The organism is Micromonospora sp. NPDC049047 (assembly GCF_040649135.1).
Taxonomy (GTDB): domain Bacteria; phylum Actinomycetota; class Actinomycetes; order Mycobacteriales; family Micromonosporaceae; genus Micromonospora.
Genome location: NZ_JBEZEY010000003.1, coordinates 58,574 through 82,902, shown reverse-complemented (window position 1 = coordinate 82,902; position 24,329 = coordinate 58,574). Strand labels below are relative to the sequence as shown.

Below are 24,329 nucleotides of genomic sequence, written 5' to 3'. Positions count from 1 at the left end.
CGGCAGCCGTCCCCGGCCGGGAAAACCCACCCGACCGGAGCCCGCCGCCCCCGCCGTCCGGTGCCGTGACCGAAACCGCAGGTCCGCTGCCACCGCCGGGGCGGCCTGCGCCGCAGGCGCCGCTCGCCACGGGTGTGGCAGGTGTCCGGCTCTCGACAGTGCTCGCTGTCCTCGCGGTCAGTCCGCTGCTGCGAATGGCCGCGCTGCGCTACGCCGTACCTCCGGGTCGACCGGACCGGACCGGCTGCGACGCCTGCGACGCCCCGGTGAGCCTGACCCGGCCCTGGCCCGCGCTGGGTCCGACGGCCCGGTGCGGGCACTGCCGCAGCCGGATCGGCCCACCGCCGGGCACTGTCGAGCTGGCCGGGCTCACCGCTGCGCTGTTGCTGGCCCTGGTCGGCCCGGCGGGCGGCGGGCTGCCGGCGCTGGCCTGGTGGCTCGGCTGGACGATCCCGGCGGTCTTCGTCGACCTGACCGTGCACCGGTTGCCGGATCGGCTCACCCTGCCGGCGGCGGCCGGGACGTGGCTCCTGCTCGGCGTGGCCGCCGGCACCGGCGAGCCGGCGCACCTGTGGACGGCCGCCATCGGCGGCACCGGGCTGGCACTGTTCTTCGCCACCACAACGGTGCTGCTGGGCCGCCGCGGCTTCGGGCTGGGTGACGCCAAGTTGGCGCTCGGTGTGGGCGCGCTGCTCGGCTGGTACGGCTGGCCGGTACTGCTCCTCGGGCTGCTGCTCGCCTTCGGGCTGTCCGCGCTGGTGAGCGTGGGCCTGCTGGCCGCCCGCCGGGTCCGGTGGAGCACGCACCTGCCGTTCGGCCCGTTCCTGCTGCTCGGCACGGTGGGCGCGCTGCTGCTGGCCGGCTGACCGTCGGCTCAGTGGCGGGTACGGCTCGCCAGTTTCGGGAGTTGGCGGTCGGCGCGCTCGGTTCGACGGCGGAGCGCCTCGGCGGCCGGACGGGCCAGCAGCGGCATCGCCACCACGGCGACAAGCGCACCCAACAGCACGCCCGCGATCACGTCGTGCGGGTAGTGCACGCCCACGAAGACCCGGGAGAAGGCGGCAAGCGCGGCAAGCGGCAGCGCGACCAGACCAAGTCGGCGGGAGAGCAGGAGCGTGGTCACCGCCAGCGCGCCGGCGATGGTGGCGTGGTTGCTGGGAAACGAAAAGTCACCCGGCGGCGGACAGGTGCCCGCGATGATCGCCCGGCCGACCGTGCGGCAGGGGCGATCCTCGTCCACCACGGTCTTGAGCCACTCGCTGCCGGCGTACGCCAGCAGGGCTGGCAGCGGCGCGACCAGGGCGAGCGCCCGGTCGTGCGGGCCGCCGGACCGTCGGGTCAGCGCGGCCAGCACCAGCAGCGCGCCGAGCGGCAGGATCACCCCCTCGGTGGCGTGCCCGATGAACCACTGCACCGGCTCGGGGCTGCTGGCGGCGGCGTCGACGACATCGCGGTACCACTCAGCACTGATCTCCGGAACGTCCATGCTGCCGTTGGCGGCCATGCATCACCTCACCTCTCGTTCATACTCCGTTCATCCCGGGGACACCCTAGGAACAGGGCAGCGGGCAACGTAGCTGTCGAAGGTGGGTCGGGCGTCATGACCTTCGTCAAGGACTCGTGCAGCCGGCTCTGCCGGACGGGGACCGCGGCGGCGCGGCTCGGTCAGGTCGGCCCCGGACGGCCGGCCATCCGCTCGCGGACGGCCTCCAGCGCCTCGAAGGCGTACGCCCAGTTGTGGCACTTGAAGCTGCGCAGGCCATCGATCGCGGTGTGGCAGTCGGCGCAGCGGACACCGGCGATGGCAGCGGGGATCTCGGTGTTCACGTACTTGCGCTCACCGAGGATGACCGTGGCGATCATGTCCTTGTCGTGCAGGCCGGAGAGTGCCGACGAGACGATGTCGTACCAGGTGACGCGGCGGCCGCACTTCGGGCAGTCGGGTTCGTCACCGCTCACCCAGAGCGGTGCGCCGATGCTGCGCGCCGGCATCCCGAGCAGCTTCTCCAGCCGCCGGACGTCCGACTCCGGGGTGGTCCAGCGGTGTCGGCCGGGCAGTGCCGCTGGCGAGTCGTACACGGCGCGGAACAGGTCGTGATCGACCTGCACGGTCTCCCGCTGAGCGGTCATCGTCGTCCCCCCTCGTTGAGTCGGTGCCCCCACCGTGGTCAGCGACGACCTTGGGCGCTGCCGGATCAACGACACGGGGGGCCGCCGGGTCGTCGTCGCGGCGGCCTCCGTCGTTGACCCGGTTTCCACCTCCGGTGGCCGGCCCCGGGTGGTACGACGGAGGCGGGCCGCGCGAGCCACCGGGAGGAGCACCGATGGCGAGCAGGCCGGAACGGCTGCTGCGGAGGGAGACCTCACCGCTGAGCGCCTCGTTCCTGGAGCTCTTCTTCGACCTGGCGTTCGTACTGGCCCTCAGTCAGCTCGCGGAGCATCTGCTGCACGACCTCACGGTGGTCGGCGCGTTGCGGACCGCCCTGCTGCTGGCCGGGGTGTGGTGGATCTGGGTCACCACCACCTGGTTCGCCGACTGGTACGACCCGGAGAGCCCGTGGGTCCGATGGCTGCTTGTCGGTGCCGCGCTGGGCAGCCTGCTGGCCGGGGTGGCGATTCCGCAGGCGTTGGACGGGCGGGGTCTGCTCTTCGCTGGCGCGTACGTCCTGGTGCATGTGGCCCGGGGCGTGGTGACCGCGTTCGCGTTGCGCGGTCACCCCCGACAGAAGAGGGCGCTGCGCATCCTCTGCTGGTTCAGCGTCTCCGCCGTACCGTGGCTGCTCGGCGGGTTCCTGCCGCAGTGGCGGGTGCCGCTCTGGCTGTTCGCGCTCGCGCTCGACTTCACCGGCCCACGACTCGGCTGGCCCACTCCTCGGCTCGGCCGGACGACCCGGCAGGAGTTGCACCTCGCTGGCGAACACTTCGCCGAGCGGTACCAGCAAATCATGATCATCGGGCTGGGTGAACTCGTCCTGGTCGCCGGCCTCTCGTACGCCGGCACCCGCCTCGAGCTCTCGCAGACCGCCGCCTTGCTGCTGGTCTTCGCCGCCGCCGTACTCATCGGTCTGCTCTACGTGACGCCCGCCGGTCAGCGCCTGGGCCCGGTCATCGAGCGTGCTGACCCGTCCCGGCTCGGCGTCATCACCGGCTACCTGCACCTCGTGATGATCGCCGGGCTGGTGGTCACCGCCGTCGGCGCCGAACTGAGCATCGCCCACCCCACGAAGACGAGTGACCGGACCGCGGCGATCGTCATCCTGGGTGGTCCGATGCTCTTCCTCCTCGGGCGGATCCTCTTCTCGGTGGCGATCCACCGGCGACTCTCCTGGCCCCGGGTCGCCGCTCTGATCGTGTTGGTCGGTGCGGCGGCGGTGCTGCGGTTGCCGTTGCTGGCGGTGAGCGCGGTCGCCACCGGGGTGGTGCTCGCGGTGGTCGTCCTGGACCACGCAGGGCTCCGCTCCTACCGCCACATCAGAAATCCTGACTAAAGTCAGGCGTATGGACGCCACGCTCATCGCCGCCGTGCGGCGATTCAACCGGACGGTCACCCAACGGGTGGGTGCGCTCGACGACGAGTACATGGCCCAGGGGCGACCCCTCGGGCAGGCGCGTCTGCTCTGGGAGATCGGCCCGGCCGGTGCCGAGGTCGCCGCGCTACGGGCCCGGCTCGGCCTGGACTCCGGCTACCTCAGTCGACTGCTGCGCGCCCTGGAGAACGACGGCCTGGTCACCGTGGGACCGGGCGACCAGGCCGGCGGCGACGCCCGGGTACGCACCGCCACGCTCACCGACGCCGGCCGGATCCAGTGGGCCGATCTCGACAAACGGTCGGACGACCTCGCCACCTCGATCCTCGAACCCCTCACCGAGCACCGTCGGGAACGACTGGTCGCCGCCATGGCCGAGGTCGAACGGCTGCTCATCGGGTCGATGGTCGTCATCGAGGCCTGTCCGCCGAGCGACCCGCGGGCCCGCGCCTGCCTGCGCGCCTACGCCCGGGAGGTCGCCTGTCGGTTCGACGACGGGTTCGACCCGGCACTGAGCAACCCGGTCCCCGACGAGGCTCTCGTCCCGCCGGCCGGCGTGCTCCTGCTCGCCACCCTCAACACCGAGCCGATCGGCTGCGGCGGGGTCAAACTCCACCCGGGCGGCCCCGCCGAGCTCAAACGCGTGTGGGTGGCCGACACCGTGCGCGGGCTCGGCATCGGGCGGCGGCTGCTGGGCGAGCTGGAACGGTACGCCGCCGAGCGGGGCGCGACAGCCGTGCGACTGGACACCAACCGCAACCTCACCGAGGCGATCGCCATGTACCGCGCGTCGGGTTACCGGGAGATCGAGGCGTACAACACCGAGCACTACGCCCACCACTGGTTCGAGAAGCAGCTCCGGCGGGATGCCTATTCCATCAAATCCATTTGATGTATGTTGCTGTCGTGGTGTCGTCGAATCACGCCGTCCCGGCGTTCGTGCGCCTGGCGGCCCATCCACTGCGATGGCGGCTGTTGACCGAGCTCGCCAACAGCGACTATCGGGTCCGCGAGTTGGTGGCGCTGAGCGGTGAGCCGCAGAACCTCGTCTCCTACCATCTGCGGCTGTTGCGGGACGGCGGGCTGGTCACCGCCACGCGCAGCAGCTTCGACGGCCGCGACAGCTATTACCACCTGGAGGTGGACCGCTGCGCGGCGGCGCTTGCCGAATCCGGAGCCGCCCTGCACCCGGCGCTGCGCAGCGACCATGCGCCCCCCAGGTCACCGACCAGCCCCCGGCGCTCGGCCCCCGTCGGCGTGCTGTTCGTCTGCACCGGCAACGGTGCGCGCTCACCGATCGCCGAGGCCCTGCTGAGCCACCGTGCCGGCGGCCGGGTCGAGGTGGTCAGCGCCGGCAGCCGGCCCAAGCCCCGGCTTCATCCCAACGCCGTACGGCTGCTGCGCGACGACTTTGGCATCGACGTCGGCGGCCAGCGCACCCGGCACGTGGACACGGTGACCGGCCGCCGGTTCGATTACGTGATCAGCTTGTGCGACAAGGCCCGCGAGGTCTGCCCGGACTTTCCGGGCCATCCTCGGCGGGTGCACTGGAGCCTGTTCGACCCCGCCACGGCCGGCGACACCGACCAGGCCAGCTACCCCGCCTTTCAGCAGATCGCGGCGGACATCGACACCCGCATCAGGCACCTGCTGCCTGTCCTCGCCGCCGCCCGCCCCTGAAGGAGATTCACCAGTGACAGCACCCGAGCGGTACGCAGGCGTCCGCTATCTCGTCGACGACGTCCAGGCGGCGGTGGACTTCTACACCACGCATCTCGGCTTCACCCTGCAGACAAGCGCCGTGCCCGCCTTCGCGGACGTGGTACGCGGCCCGTTGCGGTTGCTGCTGTCCGGGCCGGCCAGCTCGGGTGCCCGTGCCACCCCCGACGACGCGACCACTGCCGGCCGTAACCGCATCCACCTGATCGTCGACGACCTGGACGCCGAGATCGACCGACTGCGCCGCGCGGGGCTGTCGTTCCGCGGCGACGTGGTCTCTGGTCCCGGCGGTCGCCAGGTCCTGCTCACCGACCCCGCGGGCAACCTCGTCGAACTGTTCCAACCCGCCCACCGGCCCGGCCCAGCCGCGCCGACCGCGCCCTGAGCCGGGGGCGGCGGCCCCGCCACGATCAGGGGACTCGTTGCCGGTGACGCCGTCGGGGTGAGGAAGATTCGTCCTAGACTCGGCGCGTTCCGGCCGTTGAGTCCTGATTTCCGCCAGCGAGTTCGCGTGCGTGCGGGCTGGAAAGCATGGCTGGCCAGCGACCTACGGATCGTCGTGGCGGAGGGTGACGGTGAGCGGTAACAAGCAGAGCGATCTGATGTATCGGCGCCAGTTCGTCAAGCTCTCGGGGGTCGCGGGTGCCACCGGCCTGCTGGGGCTTGCCGGGGCGGATGTCGGGATGGCCGACGGCGGGCAGTCGCCCGCACCCGCTCCGCCCGCCCCGGGCGGGGCCAACTGCCCGACAGAGTCCGCCCTGTGCGGTTTCCGGAACCAGACCGGTGGCAGGTACGACCTCTGGGACCGGGTGCAGGTCTGCCAGGGTACGAGGACCACACCGCCGACCAACTGCCTGACCGTCACGTCCGACTACGTGGTGCTCAACGGCAGACCGCAGAACAACCACAACTTCCTGCTCGTACCGGCCTGCCGGGTGAGTGGCATCGAGTGCCCGTTCATCGCGACAGCCGCCGCGCCCAACTACTGGTTGGACGCGTGGATCAACGCCCAGCCCGGTCAACCCGCACACGTCGTGTACCCGAACATCGGCCTCGGGATCAATTCCGCCACCACCCGTGACCAGGACCAACTACACATCCACCTGGCGGGTATCCACAGTGGCATCCAGACCCAGCTCAACGCCTATGACAGCTCGATCACCAACAACCCGGCAAACTGGCGAAACCAGATCGTCCCCATCTGGGGCCTGACGAGTACGGGAATGCCGGCCCCCCGCTCGTACCGGGTGCTGCACGTCTCGAACCTGAACACCAACCTGTTCATGCTGCTGCGCGACAGCGTGGTACGCCCCACCGGGGCGACCATGGCCGACCAGGCGCTGGCGGTCACTCCCCGCCTGGTCGGCAACGGAGGGTTCTATGTGCTGAACAGCGAACCCGCTCTCCAGACCCCACCCGGTCAGCCCGGCGGCACAGGCACCGTGGACTTTCTGCTCGCGTACACCTGACGTCCTCGGGCCACGTCACCGTCCCGGCGGCCACGATCACCGGTCAGCCCTTCACCGCGCCGGCCGTGAGCCCTTCGGTAAGGAAGCGCTGCCCGAGGGCGTACATGACCACCACCGGGATGCTGACCAGCAGCGAGGCGGCGGCGAGTTGGCCCTGCGGCACCACATCTCCGGCAATCATCGACTGCATGCCGACGGGGAGCGTCTTGTACTCGTCCTTCGTGATGAACACGAACGCGAACAGGAACTCGTTCCAGGCGTTGGTCAGGGTGAAGAGCGCGACCGCCAGCAACCCTGGCTTGGCCAGGGGCAGCACCACCCGGCCGAACGCCTGGAGGCGGGTGCAGCCGTCGACGAGCGCGGCCTCCTCCAGCTCGATGGGGATCGACGAGAAGTAGCCGACAAGCAGCCAGGTGGCGAACGGCAGGGTGAAGGTCGGGTACGTCACCACAAGGGACCACAACGAGTCGGTGAGCCGCGCGCCGATGAGCATCTGGTACAGCGGGATGAACAGCAGCGCGCCCGGCATCACGTAGGTGAGCAGCACCGTGACGGTGAAGCCCTGCGCCCCGCGGAACCGCAGCCGGGCCAGCGCGTAGCCCGCCAGGGCGGCGCACACCAGCGCCACAGCTGTGGACGCCGCCGACACCAGGATGGTGTTGAGATACCAGCGGCCGAACGGCTGGTTGTCGAAGAGGGCACCGAACTGTTCCAGGGTCCACGGCGTCGGCCACAGGTCGTCGGTGCGCATCACGACCTGGCCCTCGGACTTGAAGGCGGTGACGGCGATCCAGTACAGCGGCCCCAGCACGAAGAAGAGCAACCCGGCCAGCGCGACCCAGGACCCCAGCCCCGACACCGCTGACGACGCCCGACGACCGCCCCGGGACTGCAGGCCCGAGACCACCCGGCCGACCGCCGCCGCGATCAGCAGAATCACCCCGAGGACCACCGCCGCCTTCCAGAAGATCTCCGGCGATGCCCAGAAGAGCAGACCGGTGACCACTGCGGTGATCGCCCACGGCAGCGCCCGGCGCGCCGTCCCGGCCCACCGTCGCGCCCCGATCCGCCACGCCGACTGTCGGCGCCCGGGGAGCCTGATGGTGGTGTCCTGGCGTAGCAACCGGACCAGCACGAACACCAGCCCGCCGATGATGGGCAGCATGACGAGCGTGACCGCCGCGCCGGCGCCGTACTGCAACTGCAAGATCGCCTTCGAGTACGCGACAAGCACGTACGGCGCTGTCACGTCGCCCGGTCCGCCCTGCGTCAACAGCCAGACCAGGTCGAAGTTGTTGAACGTCCAGATCGACGACAGGGTCACCGTCACGGTGAGCACGTGGCGCAGCCCGGGCAGCGTCACGTGGGTGAACCGCTGCAACGACGAGGCACCGTCGATGGTCGCCGCCTCGTACAGGTCCGCCGGGATGGCCTTCAACCCCGCGAGGAAGCAGACGGTGAAGAACGGCACCCCCTTCCAGACGTTGACCAGGATCACCGACGGCATGGCCAGCTCCGGGTCGGACAGCCAGCCCGCCGGCCAACTGTCGACAAGGTGCGCGCTGGCCAGCAACGGCCCGATTCCGCTGGCGGTGAGCAGCGTGTTGACGCTGCCGAAGATCGGGTCGAGCAGCGCGCGCCAACTGAACGCGGTCACCACCGTCGGCACCACCCACGGCACGAGCAGCAGCCCGGTCAGCAGGGCCCGCCCACGACGGCGCTGGTGCAGCAGCAGGGCCGCGGCCAACCCCAGCACCACCTTGAAGATCTCGGCGTACGCGGTGAAGACGAACGAGTTCACCACACCGGTGTGGAACTGGTCGTCGCCGATGAGCGCGAGGTAGTTGTCCAGGCCGACGAACACGGAGTCCTGCCCGTGCCGTTCGGTGGTGCTGGTGAGGATCGACCTGGCGATCGGCACCAGGACGAGCGCGCCGACAAGCAGGGCCATCGGCGCCAGGAACACTGTCGCCAGCCGCCAGTCCCGACCCAGCCGGCGTTGGGTGGCGGTGAGCGAGCCGGGGCCCGACGGCGGGGTTTTCCGCGCCGCCGGGACCCGTACGGGACGGACCGAGCTCACTGCGGCAGCCCCTGCTGGTTGAAGATCTGCACCATCTTCGCGTGGGCGGTCGTCACGGCCTGCGCCGGCGCGGCCCCCTGCACGACCTGCTGCATCATGTCGGTGAGGACGTAGGCCGACCCCACCGCCTGCTGGCCCGCGCTTGCCTTCTGCGGGAAGGCCAGGCCGTTCTTCGTGTTCAGCGGCAGCTTCAGTTCAGTGATCTTGCGCAGCATGGGGAACGCCGGGTCGCCGCTCGTGAAGAACGGGTCGGCGTCCCAGACCTTCTCCCAGGCGGGCATCACCAGGCCGGGTGCCTCCTTCGCCACCCCGAGCAGCGCGGGCGCGCTGACCAGGTACTGCGCCAGGAGCTTGGCGAGCCCCGGGTTCTTGGCGCCCTTGAAGACGACGAAGCCCTGGGACTGGCCGAGCAGCAGAGGGTTGTTCGTCGCCGGTCCGATGCAGTCGGAGAACACGTGGGTGTTCGCGTGCACCGGGTTCTTCTTGGTCCGGGAGTCCGCGTAGACGCTGAACTGGTTGCGGGTGTAGCCGAGGATCCCGGCCAGCCAGTTCTCGTTGTTGCTGGTGTCGGTCCAGCTCGCGATGCCCGGCGGCAGCATCCGCTTGTACTTCTCGTTGGTGTAGATGTCGCCCAGGAAGGTGACCGCCTGCACCGTCTCGGGGGAGTTGAACGTGACCTTCCGCCCGTCGTTGGAGGCGATCGATCCGCCGTACGCGTTGATAAGTGCCTCGATCATGCCGTTGCCGTCACCGGACCGGTTGACCGTCATGCCCCAGCCGAACCGGCGTTTCGCGGGATCGGAGATCTCCAGGCACACGTCCCGCAGCTCTTCCCAGCTGTAGATGTCCTTGGGAGTGATGCCCTTGTCCTGCATCCAGTCCTTGCGCAGGAACGACCCGATCCCGATGAAGTGGTACGGGATGGCGAACCACTTGCCGTCGAAGACGCAGAAGTTCTTGGCCTCGGCGCAGGGTTCGCCGTACTTGGCAGTGAGCGCCGTGACGACGTCCGTCACGTCCTCCAGGTCACCGAGCGCCTGGAACTGCGCGACGAACCGGGAGTCGGTCATGAACGCCAGGTCACGTGCCACCCCGCCCTTGACCTCGGCATCGATCTTGGCCACCACGTCACCGGCGTCGGCCTGGACCAGGCTGTTCTCGATCTTCGTCCCGGTGGTGTCGGCGAACTTCTTGATCGAGCTGTCGAGGGCCTCGTTCGCCGCTGTCGAGTACAGCTTCTGCGACAGCATCCCCATCGAGGAGCCCTTCATCGCCGCCGCGGCGTCGATCAACTCCTGCGGAACCTCGGCCTGCGCCTTCGGGGGTGAGTCGGACTCGCCCCCGCACGCGGCCAGACCGGCCGCGCCGAGAGCCCCCACTCCCAACCCCAGAAAACCGCGCCGAGACCACGCCGGCTTTTCTTCCATGGACATTCGCCTCCTTCGTTTCCCGCGCACGGCTGCACGCCGACGGCTCACCTGGCGGGCACCGCGATGGTTGTGTTGCAGTTGGTTTCTGTGACGGCGACCATGGAGGTTCGCCCGTCGAGATCAGTTCGTTCGTGGGTCGACACGGTGGCGAGCGGGCCCGCCCACCACCGTGGGACGTCCGCTCACATACGCTCCGCCCGAGCCACTGGGGACATTTCGGGTGCCACACGTCGGGCAGCGCGACGAGGCTGAGGCGATCGGCGACCGGGCCGAAATGGTGGCGCTGACGTTCCAGTTCGGTCGGTTCACGGGACCACCGCCGTTCGAGATTTCGAACTAGGTTCGATATACCGGATCGAGTGGTCGCGACGCTAGAGCAGCCCGCTGAGTGATGTCAATGTTTCGATGTTGTTTCGAGCCGAAAGCGTGAGGTCGGCTATCGAGACTGGGCCCGGTAGCCCATGCGAGCCGACAGTGCGGCAGCGCCTTCCCGAACCAGCCCCGTCCACTCCACCTGCACCTCAGGCGTCCAGCGAATGATCGGCGCGGACAGGCTCATCGCGGCGATGGTGGCACCGGAGTGGTCCCGGATCGCCGCCGCGACGCAGCGCATCGCGCTGTCCGACTCGCCGACGTCGACAGCGACACCCTCCGTACGGACACGTTCGAGGTGCTCACGGAGCAGGTCCGGGTCGGTGATGCTGGCCGTCGTCATCCCCGGCAGAGGATCCTTCAACAGGACGCCGTCCAGGTCCGCCTGGTCGAGGGCCGACAGCAGCACCTTGCCGACCGCCGTGCAGTGGGCCGGCAGGCGCAGCCCGACACCGGACACCATCCGCACGGGGTGCGTGCTGTCGAACTTGACGAGGTAGATGACATCGGCGCCGTCGAGCACCGCCACATGAACCGCCTCGTCACACCTGGCGGCCACGTCCCGCGCGACGCCCTGCGCCTCGCGTACCAGATCGAGCCGGCCCGCGAACGCCGCGCCCAACTGGAACAGCGGCATACCGAGCCGGTACTGCACCGGCTGGCCCGGTACGGAGATCAGGTACGAGCGCGCCTCGAGCGTGACGAGCAGTTCGTGGACCGTGGTGCGGGGCAGGTCGAGTCGCTCCATCACCTGACGTGCCGACAGCTGGGGGCAGTCCAGGAACAGTTCGAGGACGTCAAGCGCGCGGATGACTGCCGGTACCACACGGGGCATGTCGAAAGTCCCTTCGCAGTGCCGGACTCGTGCCAACGATCTCCACACGGGCCAGCACCCGAAGAGGATAGCCACGTCAACTCCGAGCGCGCCACGAACGTGGCTGGGCAGTAAGGGGCGCGGGCGCACTCACATGCGCTCGACCGGCCTCCGCTGGTGGTGATGGCGGTCACACCGATGCGTGACCCGATCGCGAGGAGGTCATCGTCCTACCTGTTGTGAGACGAAGTCTGGACGCTGCCGACGAGCAGGAACTCGTCCGCCGCGTGGCCCACGGTGACCGGCGGGCCTTCGACGAGCTCTACCGGCGTACCGCGCCCTGGCTGGAGGTGCGGCTGCGGCGTCGGTGCGCCGACGCGGACGTGGTCGCCGACGTCCTCCAGGAGACCTACCTGACGGTCTGGCGGGCGGCCGGCAGCTTCGCCGGCGACCAGGTCAGCGGCAGTGCCGTCGGCTGGTTGTGGACCATCGCCGCGCACCGCCTGGTCGACGCGTTCCGCCGTCGCTCCCGGCAGGCCCGGGTGCCGCAGGTGCACCCGGTCGAGACGGTGGTGCCCGCCGCCGAGGACGAGGTGCTCGCCGGCCGCGTCGGGCAGGAACTCGAACAGGCCCTCGCCGTGCTGCCGCCCGAGGTCCGCGCGGTGCTGCGCGCCACAGTCCTGGACGGCTTCACCGTCCGCGAGACGTCCGTGCTGCTGGGCGTACCCGAGAACACCGTCAAGTCCCGGATCCGCCGCGCCCGGATCGTCCTGCGGGAGGCCCTGTCATGACAACGCATCCCACCCTGCACGAGATCGACAGCTACGCCGACGGTGATCCCGGCCTCGACGAGGCGACCGTCTGGTCGATCGAGGTGCACCTGGAGACCTGCGCCGACTGCCGCGCCCGCCTGGCCGGCAGCACCACGTCCGAGTCGCGCGCCCTGGTCGCCGAGGTCGCGTCGGCCGTGGACCGTGGGATCGCCGCAGGCCCCGCACCACGAGCAAGGGCCTTCTTCCGTACGCCGGTGCGCCAGCGCTGGTTCGTGGCGGCGCTGCTGCCGTGGGTCGCCATGACCGCCGGCGTGCTCGGCACCGCTGCCCTGCTCACGTACTTCCTGTCCGAGTTGCCGTCGATCGTCGTGCTGCTTGCGCCCCTCGCGCCGCTGCCCGGGGTCGCGGCCGCCTGGAGCAGACGCGGCGACCCGGCCTGGGAGTTGGTCGCCGCCACCCCGTCGGCAGGTCTGACGATGCTGCTGCGCCGTACCGCGGTGGTGCTCGTCCTCATCATCCCGGTGCTCGCCGCGTTCGCCGCCCTTGGCGTCAGCCGGGCGAACCCCGCGCTGATGCTGCTGCCGTGCCTGGCCTTCACCGCCGCCACGCTGCTGCTCGGCTCCCTCGTCGGCGTTCACCGCGCCGCGGTCGGCCTGATGGTGGCCTGGGCCGCCGCCGTGATCGCGCCCAGCCTCGCCACCGCCGAACTGCCGGTGCTCCTGCGACCGGCGGCCACCGGCGGGTGGGTCGTCGTCACCGTCGTGCTGGCCGGCCTGACCCTCCTGCGCGCCAACAGCTTCCGGCGCCTCACCTCGTTCTGAAGGGAACCGCAATGCGAGCGGTGAGTACTGCCGAAACTGCCACCACCATCCATCCCTGGGCCATCCAGGCCGAGGCGCTGAAGGTACGGGCCGGACGGCACCTGGCCGTCGACGGGCTCGACCTGAGCCTGGCCACCGGCGTGCACGGTCTGCTGGGGCGCAACGGCGCGGGCAAGACGACGTTGATGCGTGCCCTCGCCACGGTGCTCAAGCCGGCCGGAGGTCGGCTCACCCTGCTCGGCAGTTCCGTCGACGGCCGCGCCGACCTGCGCCAGGCCCGGCGCGCGCTGGGCTACCTGCCGCAGCACTTCGGCTACTACCCGCGGTTCACCGTGCGCGAGTTCGTGTCGTACCTGGCCTGGTTGAAGGAGATGCCCAAGCGCGACATCCCGGCGGCCACCCAGCGCGCTATCGACCGCGTCGGGCTCAGCGCCAAGGCCGACGCCCGCCTCCGGACACTCTCCGGCGGGATGTTGCGCCGGGCCGGCGTCGCCCAGGCCATCGTCAACGACCCGCAGGTGCTGCTGCTGGACGAGCCGACCGTCGGCCTCGACCCCGAGCAGCGCCTCGACCTGCGCGAGCTGCTGCGCGACCTGGGTACTGACGCGTGCGTACTGGTCTCCACCCACCTCGTCGAGGACGTGGTAGCCGCCTGCACCGAGGTCGTGCTGATCAACGAGGGTCGGCTGGTGTGGCAGGGCACCCCCGCCGCGCTGGCCGAGCAGGGCGACGAACACCACCCGGGCGACAGCCCCGCCGAACGCGGCTACTCGGCCCTGCTCCGCCGCCACCTCGCGGAGGCCGCCCGATGAGCGTCCTGGGGATCGAACTGCGGCGCTCCGCCGCGGCCGGCGCCGCCCTGCTCGCGTTGGCGGTCGGCGTCGCCGCCCTCTACACCGCCCCGGGACGCTGGTCGCAGGGCTGGATGTCCCTCACGCTGACCGTGAAGGAGTACATGATCCTGCTGTGGCCGATCGCCCTGGCCGCCGGAGCGTGGCAGGGCCGCCGCGAGCACCGGGCCAAGGTCGGCGAACTGTTCACCACCACACCCCGGTCCCGGGCCAGCCGGATGCTGCCGGTCCTCGTCACGATGGGGACCTCGGTCGGGCTCGCCTTCCTGCTCGTGGTCGCGGCGGGCGGCATGCGGATCGCCTCGACCGCCGCCTACTTTCCGCCGGACGTCGTCGCCATCACGCTGGTAGGCGCGCTCTCGCTCGTCGCTGCGGCCTGGCTCGGCCTGGGCATCGGGCGGCTGTTGCCCACTCTGGTGACCGCTCCCGTGCTCGCCGTGGCCGGCGTGCTGCTTGTCTTCTTCACCGCGATCATGCGACCGGACTGGATGGGCGCGATCCTGTCGCCCGCCTACGGCAGCAGCCCGTTCTACGCGTTCCAGACCATCGACCCACGGGTCACCGCCGTGCTCGCCCTCTTCATGGGCGGGCTCGCGCTGACCGGCGTACTCCTGCTGGTCGCCCGAGGCCGACGGGCCTCGGTGGCCGCGGTGCTGCCGGTGCTGCTCGGCTTCGGCGTCGCGGCGGCGATCGTCCCCCGCGACGAGGCAGCGCTCGTCGCGCCGGTCGACCCCGTCGCCCGGGAACTCGTCTGCACCGACGACGCGCCGAAGGTCTGCGTCACCCGCGTCAACGCGAACGTGCTGGACGCGCTGACCCCACTCGCCCGCCAGGGCCTGGCCGTCCTCGCGAAAATGCCGGACGCCCCCACGCAGGTGTACGAGGACCGGCGGGCCTACCTCATCGAGGACGCGCCCGCCCGCGACGCCGACATCGTCACGATCGTCGTCCGGATCGACGACCACGGCGGCCTGGCCCACCCCGACGCCGTGGTCCCCGAGATGGTCTTCGGGCTCGGCACCGGGTACGGCAACCCGGAATGCGAGCGCAACGGCGCTGTCGAACGGGCCGCCGCCTACCACCTGCTCGGCCGCGAGCCGGTCTCCGACGTCGGCGTCATCCCCGAGATGATCGAGGAAGAACCGCAGCTCAACGCCGAGGCGGTCACCCTGTGGCAGGGCCTGCAGAAGCTACCCGCACCGGAGGCGATGTCCCGCGTGACGGCCGTCCGCGACGCGATCCTGGCCTGCCAGGACCCCACCGGACTCCTGTCGCGATGACCCTCCACCTGCGCGCACGACGCGTACCCCTGGCACTGGCCGCGTCCGTCGGCGCCGCCGCCCTGATCTGGGTGCTGTGGCTGACCTTCGCGAAGGAACGCGATGCCATCCTCCTGCTCGTCGTGCTGACGGTCATGCTGATGGTGGCGGTCCTGTCGACCACCCTGGCCGCCCCCGACGAAGACCTGGAACGCACTGCCGCACTGCACTGGCCGTGGCGTCGAGCCGTACATCTGCTGGCCGCGCTCGCACTGGTACTCGCCGTGCTGCTCGCCACCCAGCTCACCGGCGCCCGTTTCGGTCCCGCCGCGCTGGTGGTCCGCGACTCCGCCGGCCTGCTGGGCCTCACCGCCCTCTGCGCGGCGGTAGTGGGCGCGGCCCGCGCCTGGTTCGTCCCCATGGGCTGGGCGGTCGCCGCCGCCCTGTTCCCTCAGCCGGGCACGTGGGGCGCCCTCACCACCTGGCCGGGCCAACCCCACACCAGCCGGCCGGCGGCGACTGTCGCGGCCGTCCTGGCGGTCACCGGCCTTGTGACGTACGCGATGCGGGGAGCCGCCCGACGCGAGTGATGGCGGAGCCGACCTGGCCCGGCATCCCGGCGGGCCGTGCGCGGCGCCGGTGGACCCTCACCACCGGCGTGGTTGCGATCCGGGCGAGCAGGACGTAGCCGGTCGCGGTCCGGCCCCGCTGCCACTGCGGCGGCAAGCCTGGCATTATGCCTGGAGCGCCAGCCGACCCTCGGTCAGGCCGATGCCTCCAAAAGGTGCCAGATCACGATGAACCCTTCTAAAGAACGCATGCCTCGGGTCGAATCACTTACCGGGCTGCGCTGGTTCGCCGCGTTCGCCGTGTTCCTGTTCCACGCGAACCAGATCATCAAGCTGCCCACCGTCTACGGCATCAAGCTCGGCGACTTCTTCCGGTTCGGTGACGCCGGGGTCACGTTCTTCTACGTCCTCTCGGGCTTCGTGCTGACCTGGTCGTTCTCCCCCGCAGTGGGCACCGGGACGTTCTACTGGCGCCGCTTCGCCCGGGTCTGGCCCGCGCTCGTGGTCAGCACCGTCATCGCCTGGGTCAGCTTCGACCAGGTCTGGCACGACTCGTGGAAGCGCACCCTGCTGAGCCTGTCGCTTACCGAGTCGTGGTTCCCTCCGGCGGACTTCTTCGTCGCCAACCCGGTGGCGTGGTCGGTCTCCTGCGAGGCGTTCTTCTATCTGCTCTTCCCGTTCGTCATCCGGCCGCTGCTGCGGCTGCGCCTTCCGGCGCTCGCGATCATCGCGGCGGTCGGCCTGTTCGTCGAGTGGGCCTACTGGTTCTTCGTCCAGGATCTGATCGACCCGAAGCAGTACTGGATCCAGCTCTCCTGGTTCCTCCGCTTCCCGCCGGTCCGATTCGTCGAATTCCTGCTGGGAATGATCGCCGCCGCCGCGCTCCTGCGCGGTTGGCGGCCCAAACTCAACCTGTGGCTCGCCCTGTCGACGGTGCCCGCCTCGGTGCTGCTGCTGTGGTGGGGTGCCCAGCAGGGCTGGTGGGGCGCGCACTGGTCGCAGCAGGGCTTGGTGCCGGCCTGCGTACTTGTGGTGCTGGCAGCAGCGATCCGCGACATCTCCGGGCGCCCCTCGATCTTCCGGAGCAAACCCCTCGTCTCCCTCGGCGCCTGGTCCTACGCCTTCTACCTGGTCCACCTGTCGGTCATCCACTGGCTGATGGGCACTGTGAAGTCCAGCCCCGCGAGCTGGACGAACCTCAAGGTCCTGCTGATCTGGACGGTGCTGGGCATCGCCCTGGCGTGGGCCTGCTACCGCTGGGTCGAACACCCGGTGGAGAGATTCCTGCGCAATCTCTACCCGCGCCGCGTGCCGCCCGCGCCGCAGGAACCGCCCGCGCCGCCCGTGGTGCAGGACGCGCAGGAATCGACAGTGCTGTCCGAGCAGCCCACCGAAATCGTCCTTACCGGGCACGGCGTACGGAGTCAGGAATTCGAACCCGGCGTCTATCGCAGCACCGGTGATTTCGACGTCCGATGACCCGGCACCGGGCCGGACCGGCGGTGAGGTGCCGTCCGTAAGTGCGGTCCCGGCCGGCACCCGTCGACCGGCGTCGTGCTCTAGTCTCGGCGCTGCCGATCGGAGAGTGGCAATGGCTGACGACACGGGCGACAACAGGGCTCGCAGACGGCGGATCGGATGGTTGGTCGGGTCGGCCGCTGCGGTGCTGGTGGTGGTGGCCGGGGCGGTCCTGTCCCTCAGCGCCTATCACCGACGCCAGCAATCCACTGCGTTCCCGGCCGGCACCTGCTTCCAGGTGTACGGAGAAACGGGCATCGCCACGACCGACGGACTGCGCGAGGTGAGTGGTCGGGTGAAGGTGGTCGACTGCGGACGCGCCCACGATGCCGAAGTCACCCGGACCGCTCGCCAACCTTCGGACTGCGCCGCAGACGGTGCATGGCTGAAGACTCTCGACCAGATCCGCTGCGTCACCTTCACCACCACCGTCGGACACTCAGCAGCACCATCGTGATCGACCCGCGTGCGGGGCGCGGCCGGTGCACTGCTCGTCCAATCACGACCTGAACGGCTGGGAGCCCCCTTCGGTGGGAACGAGCGTGTCCTACGCGCGTGCTCTAATCCCGTCATGCATGTCGTCGTCACAGGTGCACTCGTTGCGGACGGTGCGGTCCTGCTGGCCCATCGCAGGCCGACCAAACGGGCATACCCCGATGTCTGGGATCTGCCCGGCGGGCAGGTCGAAGCGGGTGAGTCGGAACTACAAGCCCTCGCACGTGAGATGCGCGAGGAGCTCGGTGTGCAGATTGTGGCGGAATCCGCCGCACGGGTGGGCGTCGTGCATGACGGCAGTGGTGAGGACTCCGTTCACGTGGGGGTCTGGCAGATCGGTGACTGGGTTGGCTCTCCCACCAACAGTGCACCTGACGAGCATGACGACATCGCCTGGTTCAGGATCAGCGAGCTGGGTGGCCTTTCCCTCGTGCACGGCGTCCTGGCCGCAATGGTTCGTTCTCTTCCTGCATTTGACTGCACCCGCACGCACTCAGCTGTCACCGACTGCAACCACAGTCATCGTGGGGCCAGGGCCGACTGCCGGGCGTGTGCTGGGGTGGCTTCCGCAAGCATCCCAGGATCGTCTGTCGGATCGAGCCTCATGGACAAAGCGGGCGAGGAACAACGTCTCGAAAATGGTGTTCCGCATGATCGGGCTGCCGCCACCTGAGCTGGCAACGCCCGGCGAGCGGTCTTGACTCAGTCGTGTCCGGAACGTGGTCGGTTCGGTGCCGGCGATCAATACGGTCGTGAATATGACCTCATCACCGTCAGCGCAGGGTCCAGAAATGATGCCACCCTTGTCGCCGAGCGAAATGATGCCACCGTCGTCGCGCAACGGGGGCACCGGTGGTAGGTCGAGCGGCGCCAAGGTCGGTCTCGTGGTCGGCATCGTCGTGACCGTCGTGATCTGCGCGCTTCCGGTCACTGGATTCTTCCTGTATTGGTTCGCAGGGCCGGACATCGACGAGGCCAAGGCGGTCGCCGGGCAATACTTCGACAGGATCGAAGCGGGTGACGACGCCGGGGCGTACCAGTTGCTCTGCGCCGATCTCCAGAAGGACATGACTCAGGACGCCTTCGTCGCCAAGCTGAAGGACGGCTCCCGGCCTGTCGATCACACCGTCCTCGACGGGGCGTTCGCGGACGAACCCGGCTATGAGGCGCGGATCGACGTGCGGCTCGTCGAGGGAGGCGGTGCGACCCGCGAGGTAGTGCTCTCCCTGGAGGGCCGGAACGGAAACCCCTGGCGGGTCTGCGGAGACACGGTCATTTGAGCCGGACGTTCGGGTGACAGCAGGGCCACCGCGCGCCGGCGGTCACGCCAAGCGGACCTCGGCGCACGTACGGACGCCGCCGGAAGCGGCAGCCCTGCTCATCGATCACCAACAGACCTCAAGCTCGACACCAGGTCCGAAGTTGTTGCTCACTGTCGGGCAGGTTGTAGCGGCTGAGCAGCCTTGGCAGGGCTGGCAGGATGCCGCTGCTCAGCACCGTCCAGAGGGCTCTCTGCTGGGTTGGGGTGAGGTCGGCGAAGCCCACACCATCGGGTCTCGGCCCGGCGGGGAAGGCTGCGTCCAACAGGGCGGTGAGCAGGGTAAAGGCATCTGCGGTGTGATCAGCCGAAGCGACCCTTTCCGCCAGCACGTCGATTCGATCACCGGCGGCTTCGGGAGCTAGTTCTGCGATCGTCAGGGCCGCCATGCCGGCCATGTCGCCCTCGAGAAACGGCCAATAGGGTACGGGCTCAGTAGCCCCGAAGAGGCATGCATAGAGGTCGCTGACCAACGATCGGTCCGGGTGCCGCAGGATGCTCGACAGGCCCAACACCGCCGACCAGCGCTCGGCACGGTTGACGCTGCCTCGCCGGCTGGAAAGCGCGTCGACCAACGCCGCGCCGCCGTTAGGGCACCCGAGGCCCGCCGCGACACAGGCAGTTGCCGCGACGACCGGGTCCGCCTCCCGCCGAATCAGATCGGTCAGCGCTCGGCCGACCAACCCCTCGTCCTCAGGAAACCAGGCGAGCAGGTGAGCGGCGTACAACCGGACCGCAGCCTCCGAGGCTTGCAGCGCTGCCACGTAAACAGGCACCCCGACCCGCACCGCGTCGTACGCCTCTATCGTCCACCGCTGCTCGTCACGGTCTGCCTCGACGTCACCCCATTCGGCTCGCCGTTCCCGTGCGCTGCGCTCCTCCTCATTCGGTGCCGCCGCGACCCAGGCCCTGTGCTCCGCTTCCAACTCCTCTCGGCTGAATCGCGCGCGGCGTTGAACGTCAGCCCTCAGGTCTGATGGATCAGGACGGTCGCTGAGCCATGAACTCTCATCGCCCACCGCGATCGCCGCCAACACCTGGCAGGCAGCAAAGCGGTCCGGGGCCGCCGGATCAGCAACAATGTCGATCAAGTGAGGGGCCACCGCAGCACTGGCCTCGAACCGGGAGCCCTGATGAACGAGCAGGTCGACGAGATCGCCGTATGCGTCTTGGCGAACCTCCTGGCTGTCCGACCTGACAGAACGCAGGAGGGCCGGGATCTCGACGGCAGGGCCGTACGCATGGTCCACAGAAGACCAGTCAAAATCCTCGGCGGGTACCGAGCGATGGGACATCTGACCACCTTAGGTGGCCGAGCCTGGCGCAGATCGTCCGGTTGCTCACGCGCGTTAATGTGCCCCGTGATCGTATGGCTCAACGGCACCCACGGCGCGGGCAAGACGACTACCAGCTCGCTCGTGCAGCAACTGATCCCGGATTCACGGGTGTTCGACGCCGAGAAGGTCGGCGAGACGCTCATGGACATCACACCCGGGCTGCCCGAGACTGACAACTTCCAGCACTGGCCGCCGTGGCGGCAGCTCGTCGTCGAGACCGCCCGCCGCGTGCTCGACTACACCGGCGGCACTTTGGTAATACCCATGACTGTCCTGGTCGAGCAGTACTGGCGCGAAATCAGTGCGGGCCTCGCCCAACACGCCATTCCGGTAAGGCACTTCGTCCTCCACGCTGACGAAGCCACCCTCCGCGGGCGTATCGAGGGGGAACACCCCGTTCCGTCGCCGTTCCGGCTCAAGTACCTCGAGCCCTACGCCGAGGCGGCCCGCACGTGGCTTCATGCCGAGGCCGAGGTCGTCGACACCACGCACCTGACTCCCGCACACGCTGCCGCGCAGATCGTCCGCCGAGCTACCGGGAAAAGCTCAACTGAGGCGGTGCACTAAAACCGGGCGGGCACCCCGGTGGCGAAGGTCGTACCGCTGGTCCGGCGGGCTAACCGCACCGCAGTCGGCTCCCTCGCCGGGCAACGGACCTCTCCGGTGATTGGGACTCGCCACAGACCAACGCCGAGACCGCCGACGACTTCGGCATCGGCACATGAACCCCCCGTGGGAGATCACCATCAAACAGCGCACCGGAAACTCGCCGGACCCCCTGACCTTGGCCACCGCCCAAGTGTTGGCCAACGCGTCCGGCACGGCACTCACTGCCTTCGTCACCTACGACCGGCGGCTGCTCGAATGCGCCAGGGACGCAGGGCACCCCTACAGCCGTCCTCAGGCGCGTCCCCACGGCGACGGCTGGGTCGTCAGCGGCACCCGCGACGGAATCACCTGCGTCGTTACCCTGGACAAGGACGGCAGCATCTCCGGCGGCCACCTCCTCAGCGGCGAGGGCGTCACCACCAACCCGCCGGCCTAGCCACCGAACCCACGGGAGACCCATGGAAGTCAACGATTTCTACTGGTACAGCCGCCAGATCACCGACCAGCTCGCACCCAGGATCAGCCCGAATCACCGGCCGTTCGTCTTGGCCTCCGCCGGCGCCGGGGCCTGGGACCTGGCGATCACGGAGCTCGTCGGCGCCCTGTCGGAGGAGGACGTTGTGATCACCACGGCCGAGAAGGACGCGCTGCGGGAGCTCATGGAGTTCCGCCGGGAACCTCTGACGTACCTGGAGCAGATCCGAACCTCGGACTGACGCCCGGCGGACCTGTGCCTCGCGTTTGGCGGACCTGGACGTGCACCCTCGGGTAGCGATGCAGATCCTCCGCCACGCGCAGTTCGCCATCACCATGGAGATCTACACGGTGGTTTCGTCGGCGGCCACCCTCGACGCGCTCAAGCGGCTCGGCCAGACGCTCGACCGGTGAGGGATGGGCATGCCGCCGCTCAGTCGGGCATGCGCGGCCAGGATTGCGGCCACGCCTCCAGGCGCATGACTATTCGCAGGAGGCTTACCTCAAACGCGGCCTCGTCAAGCTCGCCTCTCCGGCGGCGGGACCACAACTCGCTCAGGTCATCTTCGATGGCACCCAGTTCGATGAGTCGGTCGGCGCAGGCGAGGCTTCTCTGACGTGCGTCGGCCGAGCTGCCGGAGATGGTGGTCATCTTGTCTGCGACCACGGTCAGTGTGCAGCGTGCTTCTGCCGTGATGCCACGGCCGGCGGTCTCGACTGCCCTCAGGCTCCCTTCGGGCCCTTGAACGATCTCGACGAACAGGCCGAGCAGCCGCGAATTGCGCACGAGCGGTCCGTTAGTCATCGTCTGCCCTCCAGCTATTCGGTCCGCCGCCGTACCGGGAGGATCCCCGAGAGGGAAGTCAGGCTGGCGATTGGTCCACTGCCATACTTCGCCGCTGTACCGGTCCCGAACACAGCGGTCCCGGACGGGACCGCTGACCTGCTGAATAGTGGGCCGGAGGTACCACCATGCGAACCACCCCGCGACGATCGCCGGTGACCCGCTTCCACTCAGGTTGGCCGGCCCAAGGGCGTCAGGCCGATGATCCTCGGGCGGCTACCGTCAGGACACCGAGAGCAATCGGAACCCGCAGCGGACGCCGCTGGCCTTGGCGAGCCGACCGTCACTGGTCACGAGTGGGCAGGCCATCAACTCCGCCGCCGCGACGTAAGCCGCGTCGTACGCCGTGACATTGCCCCGCAACTGCCACATCCGGTCGAGCAGCATAGCGATGGCAACCTCATCGATAACCAACGAAGGCAGGGTGTCGACCGCCTCCTGAGCCCGGGCAAGACCGAGCTTCCCCCCGAGGACCTTGCCTCTGATCACCGACATGACCTCGACCAGAAGATGGCTCGGCGCGGCCCAGTGCGGATCTCCGGTCAGCTCCGCCCGCGCCGCGTCGCCGACCGGCCCGTCATCTACCAGAGCGTCGGCCAGAACCGACGCATCCATGACGATCACGCGGCGCTTCCCCACGGTCCGCGTTGCTCCCGCTGGTCGTTCAACTCGGCCGCGCTCTCCCCCGGCAGGGAGCGAGCACCGTCCGATCGGCCGGCGAAGCGATCAAGGACCGCCGTATTACGCAGCCGGCGAGCCTGCGTCTCCACCAGTTCCAGCAGGTACGCCTGGAGGGACTGCCCGCGCGCCTTGGCCTGGGCCGCCAAGGCGTCCCGCACTTCCTCCGGCACATCACGAATCTGGATAGCAACCATGCATTCATTATGCATGCAGCATTGCCCGCTTCCCAGGAAAGTCTCGAAGCTTCGATCAACCGGTTCGCATGACGACTGCGGCATGGCCAAGAACCGCAGGTCAGAGAAGTCCGTGGGCCGCCGGGGACTCGAACCTGAACCCCTCCGGTAGCCGATGGATCATCTCAGGTCGGGCGGATCGGTGCCCTGACCTACGCGAGGCTTCTCGTTGCCTTACAGCGGTTGACAGCCCTTGTCGGCGTCAATTGTGCCCGACGATCTTGGCCATCCATCGCATGCACTGCATGTCCTGCCTTTGGCCTTGACCCCCGGTCGGGGGGATGCGGACCCAATCTGTCGGATGCTGCCGACCGATGGCTGTCCTCGTTGACGAGCAGGTGCCAGCCGTCATCGCTTCGCGCTCGAGACCGGCACGCACGCACCGAGGCTCTTGCTGCCGTCCCGCTGCCTCGCTGTCCGCGCCTCGCTTGACGCTTGCTGGCGTGCCACTGCGGTCAGTCATGCAGGCTCAGGTGGAAGGACGCCTTCCTTACGCAACCACGCCTCCAGCTGTTCAGGGGTGGCGTCGGCAGGCGGCCCGTAATCTAAGTACGCGCGGGGTGCGATCGATACGCCCTCAACGATCTGGCGCTCATCGTCCTCGCTGGCTTGGGGGTCCAGGTCGAGCGCCCACAGCGAGGACATAGAAAAGATCGCGAAGCCCGGTTCGAACACGAACCCGATATCGAACGGCGTCCCGTGGTGGCCCATCGCCGAGAGGTCGGCCACCACGTCCTCCATGAACCTGTATGTGAGCTGCACACCGTTGAAGAAGACCTCGTCGCCGCCGTGATGACCGCTGTAGCCAGCCTCAACCAGCTCTACGATGTCGTCTCGGTCGTACGTGACTATCAGCATGGGGTCCGACGCGTAAACGGCCCTTCGATCTCGGCCGGGATGAACCGGCGGGCCAAGTCGCTGTTCCACCTCATCTCGGTAGTCACCGATCTTTACCGCATCAACGCCAACTCCAGGCATGATCTCCACAGCCCAGCAGTCTGAGCCAAGCCGTGGCCAACAGCCAGCCTGCTGGCGAAGGACACACGGATTAGGAAGCTTTAGCGGCAAGCTACGGAACGGTGTATCTACAAGGCGGAACCCGCCGATCGCCGAGAGGCGCGGCCTTGATCATTCCG

28 protein-coding genes and 1 pseudogene are annotated in these 24,329 nt (G+C 69.1%); 19 read left to right on the top strand and 10 right to left on the bottom strand.

The window, feature by feature from the left end:
- The first annotated feature begins 194 nt into the window (after window positions 1-194).
- Window positions 195-866 carry an A24 family peptidase gene (locus AB0B86_RS05965; RefSeq protein WP_357404936.1) on the top strand — a complete coding sequence of 224 codons (672 nt, stop codon included), beginning with the start codon at window positions 195-197 and terminating at the stop codon, window positions 864-866.
- An 8-nt stretch (window positions 867-874) separates the two neighbouring features.
- Here AB0B86_RS05965 and AB0B86_RS05960 read toward each other — a convergent pair whose 3' ends face one another.
- Both AB0B86_RS05960 and AB0B86_RS05955 read right to left on the bottom strand, forming a co-directional pair.
- Complete coding sequence (locus AB0B86_RS05960; RefSeq protein WP_357416279.1) at window positions 875-1,504, bottom strand: phosphatase PAP2 family protein; 630 nt, start codon at window positions 1,502-1,504, stop codon at window positions 875-877.
- Window positions 1,505-1,665: 161 nt separating this feature from the next.
- Window positions 1,666-2,130 carry a hypothetical protein gene (locus tag AB0B86_RS05955; RefSeq protein WP_357404834.1) on the bottom strand — a complete coding sequence of 155 codons (465 nt, stop codon included), beginning with the start codon at window positions 2,128-2,130 and terminating at the stop codon, window positions 1,666-1,668.
- Window positions 2,131-2,324: 194 nt separating this feature from the next.
- On the opposite strand from AB0B86_RS05955, the gene AB0B86_RS05950 reads away from it, so the two are divergent.
- The 5 genes from AB0B86_RS05950 to AB0B86_RS05930 all read left to right on the top strand — a co-directional run bounded on the left by AB0B86_RS05950 (window position 2,325) and on the right by AB0B86_RS05930 (window position 6,715).
- Window positions 2,325-3,488 carry a low temperature requirement protein A gene (locus tag AB0B86_RS05950; RefSeq protein WP_357404832.1) on the top strand — a complete coding sequence of 388 codons (1,164 nt, stop codon included), beginning with the start codon at window positions 2,325-2,327 and terminating at the stop codon, window positions 3,486-3,488.
- A 10-nt stretch (window positions 3,489-3,498) separates the two neighbouring features.
- On the top strand, window positions 3,499-4,419 hold the full coding sequence (locus tag AB0B86_RS05945; RefSeq protein WP_357404830.1) for a helix-turn-helix domain-containing GNAT family N-acetyltransferase: 921 nt from the start codon (window positions 3,499-3,501) through the stop codon (window positions 4,417-4,419).
- A gap of 14 nt (window positions 4,420-4,433) precedes the next feature.
- A complete protein-coding gene (locus tag AB0B86_RS05940; protein WP_357404828.1) occupies window positions 4,434-5,207 on the top strand; it encodes an ArsR family transcriptional regulator in 774 nt (257 codons plus the stop codon).
- A 13-nt stretch (window positions 5,208-5,220) separates the two neighbouring features.
- Window positions 5,221-5,631 carry a VOC family protein gene (locus AB0B86_RS05935; RefSeq protein WP_357404826.1) on the top strand — a complete coding sequence of 137 codons (411 nt, stop codon included), beginning with the start codon at window positions 5,221-5,223 and terminating at the stop codon, window positions 5,629-5,631.
- A 190-nt stretch (window positions 5,632-5,821) separates the two neighbouring features.
- On the top strand, window positions 5,822-6,715 hold the full coding sequence (locus AB0B86_RS05930) for a CDP-diacylglycerol diphosphatase (protein WP_357404824.1): 894 nt from the start codon (window positions 5,822-5,824) through the stop codon (window positions 6,713-6,715).
- A gap of 43 nt (window positions 6,716-6,758) precedes the next feature.
- Here the strand turns inward: AB0B86_RS05930 and AB0B86_RS05925 are convergent, their stop codons facing one another.
- The 3 genes from AB0B86_RS05925 to AB0B86_RS05915 form a co-directional block, all read right to left on the bottom strand.
- Window positions 6,759-8,795 (bottom strand): ABC transporter permease subunit, encoded by a 2,037-nt coding sequence (locus tag AB0B86_RS05925; protein ID WP_357404822.1) that lies wholly within the window; start codon window positions 8,793-8,795, stop codon window positions 6,759-6,761.
- Window positions 8,792-10,228 (bottom strand): extracellular solute-binding protein, encoded by a 1,437-nt coding sequence (locus AB0B86_RS05920; protein WP_357404820.1) that lies wholly within the window; start codon window positions 10,226-10,228, stop codon window positions 8,792-8,794. The genes AB0B86_RS05925 and AB0B86_RS05920 overlap by 4 nt, the downstream gene beginning before the upstream one ends.
- A 433-nt stretch (window positions 10,229-10,661) precedes the next feature.
- Complete coding sequence (locus tag AB0B86_RS05915) at window positions 10,662-11,432, bottom strand: IclR family transcriptional regulator (protein WP_357404818.1); 771 nt, start codon at window positions 11,430-11,432, stop codon at window positions 10,662-10,664.
- 218 nt (window positions 11,433-11,650) lie between these two features.
- Between AB0B86_RS05915 and AB0B86_RS05910 the strand changes: the two genes are divergently transcribed.
- From AB0B86_RS05910 to AB0B86_RS05870, 9 genes are all read left to right on the top strand, one after another.
- On the top strand, window positions 11,651-12,202 hold the full coding sequence (locus AB0B86_RS05910) for a sigma-70 family RNA polymerase sigma factor (RefSeq protein WP_357416275.1): 552 nt from the start codon (window positions 11,651-11,653) through the stop codon (window positions 12,200-12,202).
- Entirely contained in the window at window positions 12,199-13,005 is an 807-nt protein-coding gene (locus AB0B86_RS05905) for a zf-HC2 domain-containing protein (protein WP_357416271.1), read from the top strand. The genes AB0B86_RS05910 and AB0B86_RS05905 overlap by 4 nt, the downstream gene beginning before the upstream one ends.
- An 11-nt stretch (window positions 13,006-13,016) precedes the next feature.
- A complete protein-coding gene (locus tag AB0B86_RS05900; RefSeq protein WP_357404812.1) occupies window positions 13,017-13,817 on the top strand; it encodes an ATP-binding cassette domain-containing protein in 801 nt (266 codons plus the stop codon).
- Window positions 13,814-15,136, top strand: a complete 1,323-nt coding sequence (locus AB0B86_RS05895) for a hypothetical protein (RefSeq protein ID WP_357416268.1) — start codon at window positions 13,814-13,816, stop codon at window positions 15,134-15,136. The genes AB0B86_RS05900 and AB0B86_RS05895 overlap by 4 nt, the downstream gene beginning before the upstream one ends.
- On the top strand, window positions 15,133-15,705 hold the full coding sequence (locus AB0B86_RS05890; protein ID WP_357404807.1) for a hypothetical protein: 573 nt from the start codon (window positions 15,133-15,135) through the stop codon (window positions 15,703-15,705). The genes AB0B86_RS05895 and AB0B86_RS05890 overlap by 4 nt, the downstream gene beginning before the upstream one ends.
- Window positions 15,706-15,912: 207 nt before the next feature.
- Window positions 15,913-17,163, top strand: a complete 1,251-nt coding sequence (locus tag AB0B86_RS05885) for an acyltransferase (protein WP_357416266.1) — start codon at window positions 15,913-15,915, stop codon at window positions 17,161-17,163.
- A 112-nt stretch (window positions 17,164-17,275) separates the two neighbouring features.
- Complete coding sequence (locus AB0B86_RS05880; RefSeq protein WP_357416263.1) at window positions 17,276-17,659, top strand: hypothetical protein; 384 nt, start codon at window positions 17,276-17,278, stop codon at window positions 17,657-17,659.
- Between the two features lie 114 nt (window positions 17,660-17,773).
- The gene (locus AB0B86_RS05875) at window positions 17,774-18,370 is read left to right on the top strand and encodes an NUDIX domain-containing protein (RefSeq protein WP_357416261.1); all 597 of its coding nucleotides are present in this window, start codon (window positions 17,774-17,776) and stop codon (window positions 18,368-18,370) included.
- 211 nt (window positions 18,371-18,581) lie between these two features.
- Complete coding sequence (locus AB0B86_RS05870; protein WP_357404799.1) at window positions 18,582-18,977, top strand: hypothetical protein; 396 nt, start codon at window positions 18,582-18,584, stop codon at window positions 18,975-18,977.
- Between the two features lie 118 nt (window positions 18,978-19,095).
- Here the strand turns inward: AB0B86_RS05870 and AB0B86_RS05865 are convergent, their stop codons facing one another.
- Entirely contained in the window at window positions 19,096-20,310 is a 1,215-nt protein-coding gene (locus tag AB0B86_RS05865; protein ID WP_357416258.1) for a hypothetical protein, read from the bottom strand.
- A gap of 66 nt (window positions 20,311-20,376) precedes the next feature.
- Between AB0B86_RS05865 and AB0B86_RS05860 the strand changes: the two genes are divergently transcribed.
- From AB0B86_RS05860 to AB0B86_RS05845, 4 genes and pseudogenes are all read left to right on the top strand, one after another.
- Window positions 20,377-20,919 carry an AAA family ATPase gene (locus tag AB0B86_RS05860; protein WP_357404795.1) on the top strand — a complete coding sequence of 181 codons (543 nt, stop codon included), beginning with the start codon at window positions 20,377-20,379 and terminating at the stop codon, window positions 20,917-20,919.
- Window positions 20,920-21,073: 154 nt separating this feature from the next.
- Window positions 21,074-21,397 carry a hypothetical protein gene (locus AB0B86_RS05855; protein ID WP_357404793.1) on the top strand — a complete coding sequence of 108 codons (324 nt, stop codon included), beginning with the start codon at window positions 21,074-21,076 and terminating at the stop codon, window positions 21,395-21,397.
- Between the two features lie 22 nt (window positions 21,398-21,419).
- A complete protein-coding gene (locus tag AB0B86_RS05850) occupies window positions 21,420-21,677 on the top strand; it encodes a hypothetical protein (RefSeq protein ID WP_357404791.1) in 258 nt (85 codons plus the stop codon).
- Window positions 21,676-21,849, top strand: a pseudogene (locus tag AB0B86_RS05845) (site-specific integrase); the annotation flags it as partial. The gene AB0B86_RS05850 and the pseudogene AB0B86_RS05845, both read left to right, overlap by 2 nt.
- 19 nt (window positions 21,850-21,868) lie before the next feature.
- Here the strand turns inward: AB0B86_RS05845 and AB0B86_RS05840 are convergent.
- The 4 genes from AB0B86_RS05840 to AB0B86_RS05825 form a co-directional block, all read right to left on the bottom strand.
- Entirely contained in the window at window positions 21,869-22,240 is a 372-nt protein-coding gene (locus tag AB0B86_RS05840) for a hypothetical protein (protein ID WP_357416253.1), read from the bottom strand.
- Window positions 22,241-22,501: 261 nt separating this feature from the next.
- The gene (locus AB0B86_RS05835; RefSeq protein ID WP_357404787.1) at window positions 22,502-22,918 is read right to left on the bottom strand and encodes a type II toxin-antitoxin system VapC family toxin; all 417 of its coding nucleotides are present in this window, start codon (window positions 22,916-22,918) and stop codon (window positions 22,502-22,504) included.
- Window positions 22,900-23,154, bottom strand: a complete 255-nt coding sequence (locus AB0B86_RS05830; RefSeq protein ID WP_357404785.1) for a hypothetical protein — start codon at window positions 23,152-23,154, stop codon at window positions 22,900-22,902. Before AB0B86_RS05830 ends, AB0B86_RS05835 begins: the two co-directional genes overlap by 19 nt.
- A 498-nt stretch (window positions 23,155-23,652) precedes the next feature.
- A complete protein-coding gene (locus tag AB0B86_RS05825) occupies window positions 23,653-24,171 on the bottom strand; it encodes a hypothetical protein (protein WP_357404934.1) in 519 nt (172 codons plus the stop codon).
- Window positions 24,172-24,329: the final 158 nt, after the last annotated feature.